At 75.1% G+C, this 6517-nt stretch carries 7 protein-coding genes and 2 pseudogenes; 3 read left to right on the top strand and 6 right to left on the bottom strand.

Annotation, left to right across the window (positions count from 1 at the left end):
• A pseudogene (locus BJF79_RS55985) lies at nt 1-598 on the top strand (FAD-dependent oxidoreductase); the annotation flags it as partial.
• Here BJF79_RS55985 and BJF79_RS29285 read toward each other — a convergent pair.
• Nucleotides 492-1133, bottom strand: coding sequence for an SRPBCC family protein (locus BJF79_RS29285; protein ID WP_075902206.1), 642 nt, complete (start codon nt 1131-1133; stop codon nt 492-494). The pseudogene BJF79_RS55985 and the gene BJF79_RS29285 overlap by 107 nt on opposite strands.
• Nucleotides 1134-1281: 148 nt before the next feature.
• Nucleotides 1282-1917 (bottom strand): hypothetical protein, encoded by a 636-nt coding sequence (locus BJF79_RS29280; RefSeq protein ID WP_075902204.1) that lies wholly within the window; start codon nt 1915-1917, stop codon nt 1282-1284.
• 611 nt (nt 1918-2528) lie between these two features.
• On the opposite strand from BJF79_RS29280, the gene BJF79_RS62155 reads away from it, so the two are divergent.
• Nucleotides 2529-2954 carry a hypothetical protein gene (locus BJF79_RS62155; protein ID WP_262402732.1) on the top strand — a complete coding sequence of 142 codons (426 nt, stop codon included), beginning with the start codon at nt 2529-2531 and terminating at the stop codon, nt 2952-2954.
• Here BJF79_RS62155 and BJF79_RS29270 read toward each other — a convergent pair.
• Complete coding sequence (locus BJF79_RS29270; RefSeq protein ID WP_083734118.1) at nt 2951-3796, bottom strand: ABC transporter permease; 846 nt, start codon at nt 3794-3796, stop codon at nt 2951-2953. The genes BJF79_RS62155 and BJF79_RS29270 overlap by 4 nt on opposite strands.
• Nucleotides 3793-4749 (bottom strand): ATP-binding cassette domain-containing protein, encoded by a 957-nt coding sequence (locus tag BJF79_RS29265; protein ID WP_075902202.1) that lies wholly within the window; start codon nt 4747-4749, stop codon nt 3793-3795. The genes BJF79_RS29270 and BJF79_RS29265 overlap by 4 nt, the downstream gene beginning before the upstream one ends.
• Before the next feature lie 117 nt (nt 4750-4866).
• Between BJF79_RS29265 and BJF79_RS29260 the strand changes: the two genes are divergently transcribed.
• The gene (locus BJF79_RS29260) at nt 4867-5631 is read left to right on the top strand and encodes a TetR/AcrR family transcriptional regulator (protein ID WP_075902200.1); all 765 of its coding nucleotides are present in this window, start codon (nt 4867-4869) and stop codon (nt 5629-5631) included.
• 69 nt (nt 5632-5700) lie between these two features.
• On the opposite strand, the gene BJF79_RS62150 is transcribed toward BJF79_RS29260, so the two are convergent.
• Complete coding sequence (locus BJF79_RS62150) at nt 5701-6168, bottom strand: ATP-dependent helicase C-terminal domain-containing protein (RefSeq protein WP_075902198.1); 468 nt, start codon at nt 6166-6168, stop codon at nt 5701-5703.
• A gap of 12 nt (nt 6169-6180) precedes the next feature.
• A pseudogene (locus tag BJF79_RS62145) lies at nt 6181-6517 on the bottom strand (hypothetical protein); the annotation flags it as partial.

Below are 6517 nucleotides of genomic sequence, written 5' to 3'. Positions count from 1 at the left end.
GCCGACCTCGCTGTCGTTCACCGAGACGATGAAGGGGTTCGTCACCTACGGCGTCGCCGACCCGCGCGCCGGGGCCGTCGACGCCGGGCGCGAGCCGCTGTCGTTCCGGCTGACGATCACCGCCGACGACGTGGACCGGTTCCTCGCCGAGCCCGACCACGAGGCGGGGGCGCGGGGGTGGGTGGACGCCGCCGCGCGCGGGGGCCGGCGGCCCGTCCTGGACGGCCGGTTCAACCTGTTCGCGCCGACCGGCGACGACGACCGGCGGCTGATGAAGTACCGGCTGTTCTTCACCGACGGCGAGGACCGCCCGCGCACGCTCACCGGCCACAAGGACGTGCTGCACGGGCCGCCGACGCGGATCTGGCCCGACACGTCCACGCTGTACGTGCGGCTGCTGGACGGGCACGTCCCCGAGGACGCCGAAGGGGACGCGGCGGTCGTCGCGGCGGGCGTCCTGCACATCGAGCTGAGCGACTTCGCGCAGCAGCTCACCACGTTCCGGACGTCCGGTCCGGACGGCGCGGCGAAGCTGCTGGACTTCGCCCGGTTCTTCGCCGGGGAGTTGTGGGAGGTTTACGGCCCCGAGTCCGATTAGGGGCCGTTCGAGGACGGGTGCGGGCCGAGGGAACTGCGGGGTGCTCTCGGCCCGTGCCTCTTTTCCGTCCGTTACAGGTCGCCGCGTCGCGGGCGGGGCAGGTCGCCGGGCAGCCTTCCGCGTGGTCGGGGAGCCACCGGACGAACGACTTCAGCATCAGCCGGAAGAAGAACCCGAGGAGCGGGCCGGTGCCGGGGACGAGCGGCTCGAACGTCGCGCGCCACCGCAGGTAGGTGCCGGTGCCGTCCTCCTGCGGGTCGAGGTGGACGTCGGAGCGGTAGCGGCGGACGGGCAGGCCCGACAGCGCGATGTAGGAGAAGCGCGAGTACGGCTCGTAGGCGACCGTCTGCTCCTTGGCGGGCCAGATCTGCTTGACGCACCCGACCCCGTACGTCGTGGTGTCGCCCTTGCGGACCTGGCGGGCGCGGGTCGGGAACTTCCCCCAGGCGCCCCACGCCTCGGGCACGGCCAGGTGCCGGAACAGCACCTCGGGCGCGGCGGTCGTGGCGGCGGCGACCTCGATCTCCTGCGGCATGCGTGCCTCCCCGGGCGTCGGTCCCCGGCACCGTACCGCGCCGCCCGGCGTCCCGTCAGCCCCTCTATTGACGGCCCGTCAGCGCCGGTGGAGGCGGCCGCCCGGCCGGGTGCTCCCCTACCCGGCCGGGCGGACGATCAGCGGGCGCTCACCGGCCGGCCAGCGCGGGGAGGCTCAGCACGCGCGCCCGCGGGCCGCCCGGGAGGGCGCCGGTCAGCAGGTGGCCGCGGAACGCCGTCCCCTTCGCGGTGATCTTCATCGGCTGGAACGCGCCCGGCGCCAGCGCGCAGAACCCGGTCTGGACGACGTCCTCGAAGAGTCCGTCGGACACCACGTAGGCGAGGTCGCGGGCGTCGTCGTCCAGCAGTCGCCGCAGCGGCGACGCGTCCAGCAGGCGCTGGACGACGATGGGCGCGTCGCCCGCGGGCCCGAACGGGCCCTCGGTCAGCGTCCCGTAGTGCAGCGCGAGCCGTACCCGCAGCCGGTGCCGGCCGGGACCGGCGTTCACCTCCCGCAGCGCGTCCGCGAACCCGATCACGAAGCCCCCGGCGACCGGCGCCGGGTCGGTGCCGATGGGCAGCGTGGCCAGTTCCCCGTCCCCGCCCACCTGCTTGTCCCAGCGGGCCCGGTCGAGCCCGACGCCGCGCGCCGCGCGGTCCAGCGCGTCCGCGAGCCGGTGCTGCGCGGCGAGCTGTTCGCGGGCGTCGCGTTTGCTGTATCCCTGTATGTCGACCGCCAGCAGGAGGCGGTAGTCGAGCCGTGCCGTCGTCTCGTTTCCCCTCATTCCCGATCCCGCCCTCGGTTGTCTCGAGCGATATGGGCCCGGTGCCCGCGTCCGCTCCACTCACGGAGTGAACGTCGCTTCGCGAAGGTCCCGTGAAGAGGATCCGGGTTCCGCACCCCCCTTCCGCATCTCGATTTCCGTCTGCCACCCACGTTCGACGCGACCGGGCGCGGGCCGGTGCCGGGGGTAAGGCCGCTATGGCGAACTAGTTAGCGCCCGATTGGATCATCCAGGTCGATCGCGGAATGCCGGGCACGGGCGGCTCCCCGGGGACGTGACGGGGGCCACTGATCGCGGGCGATCCGGGCCGCCGGGCGTCCCATAGGCTGGCCGTGTGAGCACGACCCGACCGTCCGCCCGGCCCCTGCTGCTGCCCGCCCTGCGCGAGGTGTACGACGCCTACGTGAGGGAGTCGGAGGCGCTGCCCGCGCTGCCCACCGCACTGCAGGCCGAGGTGTGGACGTCCGCGCAACTCGGCGGCCTGGAGGCCGCCGCCCCGCACGAGCAGGCCCGGCGCGCCGCGCTCGGCGACCTGACTCGGGTCGCTGCGCGCCGCCGCGACGCCGGGCGCCCGCGCGTTCCTGCGGACGCTCGCCGCGATCGGCCCCGAGGTGGGCCGCAAGGCCGCGGCCAAGGCGGCGGACGCGCTGCCGGCCGCCCCGGCCGCCCCCTGGGAGGACGCGCTCGGCCGCGTCGTGGCCGGGCAGGCGTGGCTGATCCAGGAGGGGCCGCTGGACGGCGACCGCCTGGTGTGCGAGTTCCGGTACGCCGGCGCGGGCACCGCGGGGATGCACGCGCTGGCCGTCCGGCTGGCCTACGGCGACGCGCCGTCCGAGGTCGTCGTGGTCGGCGACGTCCCGGCGCTGATGACCGCCGCGCGGCAGGCGATGCAGGCCGAACTGTGCGTGGTGCAGCCCTACGACACCGGGACGGTCGGGGCCAGGCTCCGCACCGCCCTGAACGGCGCGGAGCCCCTCCCCGCCGACTGCTACCCGGCGCTCGCGCTGGCCCGCCACCGCGCGTCCGTCCTGCCCTAGCGGCCGATCGCGCGGTACCGGCGGACGGCCAGCGGGAAGAACACCGCGGTGATCGCCAGCGGCCAGGCGACCGCCAGCAGCAGGGCGTTGTCGGACGCCCAGGAGTCGCTCGCGAGCGCCGCCAGGGCCGGGTCGCCGAACAGGTCGCGGCAGGCGGTGACGGTCGCCGACATGGGGTTCCACTCGGCGATCGTCCCCAGCCACCCCGGCATGGTGCTGGGCGCGACCATGGCGCTCGACAGGAACCCGATCGGCCACACCAGAATCTGGATCACCATGACCGACTCCGGCCCCTTGGCCAGCAGCCCGAGGTAGACGCCGACCCAGATCAGCGCGAACCGCAGGAGCAGCAGCAGCCCGAGGCCGGCGAGCGCGGGGACGATCCCGTCGTGGGCGCGCCAGCCCATCGCCAGGCCGCACAGCGCCATGACCGACAGCGCCGCGAGGGCGTCGACCAGGTCGGCGGCGCCGCGCCCCACGACCACCGCCGACGGCGCCATCGGCATCGCCCGGAACCGGTCGGAGACGCCCTTGGCGGCGTCGACGGCGATCGCGGTGAACGTCGCCTCGACGCCGAACACCATGGTCATGGCGAACATCCCCGGGATGATGAACTCCCGGTAGTCCCCGCCCGGGACCTCCATCTGGCCGCCGAACAGGTAGCCCATCATCAGGACGAGCAGCACCGGGAACGCCAGCCCGATGGCCAGCTGCTCGGGGCGCTTCACCCAGTGGGCGAGGGCCCGCCGGGTGAGCGTCCAGCCGTCGGCCGCCGCCCAGCGCAGCCGTCCCAGCGGGCTCCGCGGGATCTCCGGGACGGGCAGCGTGTGCGTCACGGTCACGCGGGCACCTCCTTCTTGTCCGTGAGGTGCAGGAACACCTCGTCGAGCGTGGGGCGGCGCACCCCGATGTCGGCGACCCGCACGCCCGCCTCGTCCAGGGCCCGGACGGCTCCGGTGAGGGCCCCGACCCGGTCGGGGACGGGCGCGCCGACCGTGAGCGCGTCGGCGTCCACCTCCGGTTCGGCCCCGGCGACCCGGGCGACGACCTCCGCCGCCCGGTCGAGCGCGCCGGGGTCGGCCACGACGACCCGCAGGTGGTCGCCGCCGAGCCGGGACTTGAGCCGGTCGGGGCTGCCCGCGGCGATGACCCGGCCCCGGTCGATCACCGAGATCTCGTCGGCGAGCCGGTCGGCCTCCTCCAGGTACTGGGTGGTGAGCAGCACGGTGGTGCCGCCGTCGGCGAGCGCGCGGACCGCGTCCTGCACCTCGATGCGTCCGCGCGGGTCGAGGCCGGTGGTGGGCTCGTCCAGGAACAGCACCGCGGGCGCGAGGATCATCCCGGCGGCCAGGTCGAGGCGGCGCCGCATGCCGCCGGAGTACCGCCCCGCCGGACGGTCCGCGGCGTCGGCCAGCCGGAACCGCTCCAGCAGCTCGTCGGCCCGCCGCCGCGCCGCCCGTCCGCCGAGGTGGTAGAGGCGGCCGAACATGACGAGGTTCTGCCGGCCGGTGAGCACCTCGTCGACCGCCGCGTACTGGCCGACCAGCCCGATCCGCGTCCGGACCCGGGCCGGATCGCCGACGACGTCGTGCCCCGCGACGCTCGCCCGTCCGCCGTCCGGCCGCGCGAGCGTGGCCAGCACGCGCACGCACGTCGTCTTGCCCGCGCCGTTGGGGCCGAGCACCCCGTGCACGGTGCCCGCGGGGACCCGCAGGTCCAGGCCGTCCAGGGCCCGGGTCTCGCCGTAGGTCTTGCGCAGCCCCGCCGCGTCGATCGCGAACTGTGGCTCTGTCATCACTCTCCCGAAACTCCGTACGCAATACGGATTAACCATCCGAGGCAATATAACGTACGCCGTACAGAGTTTCATCCCCGCGCGGCGGACTTCTTCCGGTCCTGGGAGGATGCGAAGGTGACGACCGAGTACAGCGGCGGCGGCGACCCCAAACGCAGCCTCGAACTCCTGTGGGGCGTCCAGCCCGCCCCCAAGCGCGGCCCGAAACCCAAACTGACCGTGGCGGAGATCGTCCGGACCGCCGTCGCGGTGGCCGACGCCGAGGGCCTGGACGCCCTGTCGATGCGCCGCGTCGCCGACGAGCTCGGCGTCGCCCCGATGTCGATCTACACCTACGTCCCGAGCAAGGCCGAACTGATCGACGTCATGTTCGACCGCGCCCTCGCCGAACTCACCCCGCCCGACGACGTCCCGGGCGGCTGGCGTCCCAAGCTCGAACACCTCGCCCGCGACAACTGGGACCTGTACCACCGGCACCCCTGGATGCTGCACGTCTCCGCCGTCCGTCCGCCCATGGGTCCCGCGGTCTTCGCCAAGTACGAGTTCGAACTCCGCGCCGTCGACGGCATCGGGCTGACCGACGTCGAGATGGACTCGGTCGTCGCACTGGTCACCGGCTTCGCCGAGAGCTCCGCCCGCGTCTCGGTCAACGTCGCCGAAGCCGAACGGCGCACCGGCATGAACGACGTCCAGTGGTGGGAGACCATCGCGCCGCTGATGGAGCAGATCGACACGGGCGGCGACGAGTACCCGCTCAGCGCCCGCGTCGGCGCGAGCGCCGGGCACGAGTACCAGGGCGCCGTCGGCCCGCGCCACGCGTTCGAGTTCGGCTTGGCGCGCATCCTGGACGGCATCGAGGCCCTGGTCGCGACAAGACCCTGACCCCGAGGAGTCCCGGCCCGGCGGGGACCACCGCCCACACGGAAACAGGGGCGCCCGGGGACGGTCGGCCTACCGCTTCCGGTTCGTCCGCTTCGTCGGGACGGCCGTGGCCGGATCGTCCGGCCACGGATGGCGCGGGTACCGGCCGCGCAGCTCGGCGCGCACCGACCGGTACCCCTCGCCCCAGAACGACGCCAGGTCCGCGGTGACGGCGGCCGGGCGTCCCGCCGGCGAGAGCAGGTGCACCACCACCGGCACCCGCCCGCCCGCCAGCCGCGGCGCGGCGTCCCACCCGAACAGCTCCTGCAGCTTCGCCGCCAGGACGGGCTGGTCGGGCGCGTAGTCGACGCGGATCCGCGACCCCGACGGGACCTCGATCCGCTCGGGCGCCAGCTCGTCCAGCCGGGCGGCGAGGTCCCACGGGAGCAGGCCGCGCAGGGCCGCAGCGACGTCGATGCGGGCGAGCCCGGCGCGGTCGCGGGCGCCCGCCGCCGCGGCCCAGTCCGGGACGAGTTCGAGCAGCGCGGCGTCGTCCACGGCGGGCCACCGCTACGGCGCGGTGCAGGAACGCGAGCCGGTCGCGCAGCGCCGTCGCGGCGGGCGTCCAGGTCGCACGCCGGCGCCCGCCGCGCGGACGCCGTCGCGCAGCTGCCGCCCGCACCCGCTCGGGATCGGGGTCGCGCAGCGGACGCGCGTCCAGCTCGGCGCGCCGAGCCGTTCGACCCGCCGCGCCACCACGTCCCCGTCCCGCCAGGCGACCTCCTCGCCCGCCGCCGCGAGCGGCGCCGCCGCGAACCGGGCGACGTCCTCGTCGATCACCACCGCCTGCCGGATCCGCGCCGACGCCGCCCCCGCCGGATTCGGCGCCGCCGCGACCGCGAGCCGC

Origin of the sequence: Actinomadura sp. CNU-125 (assembly GCF_001942465.1) — a bacterium.
Taxonomy (GTDB): domain Bacteria; phylum Actinomycetota; class Actinomycetes; order Streptosporangiales; family Streptosporangiaceae; genus Spirillospora.
This window is presented reverse-complemented; position numbering and strand designations above follow the sequence as displayed.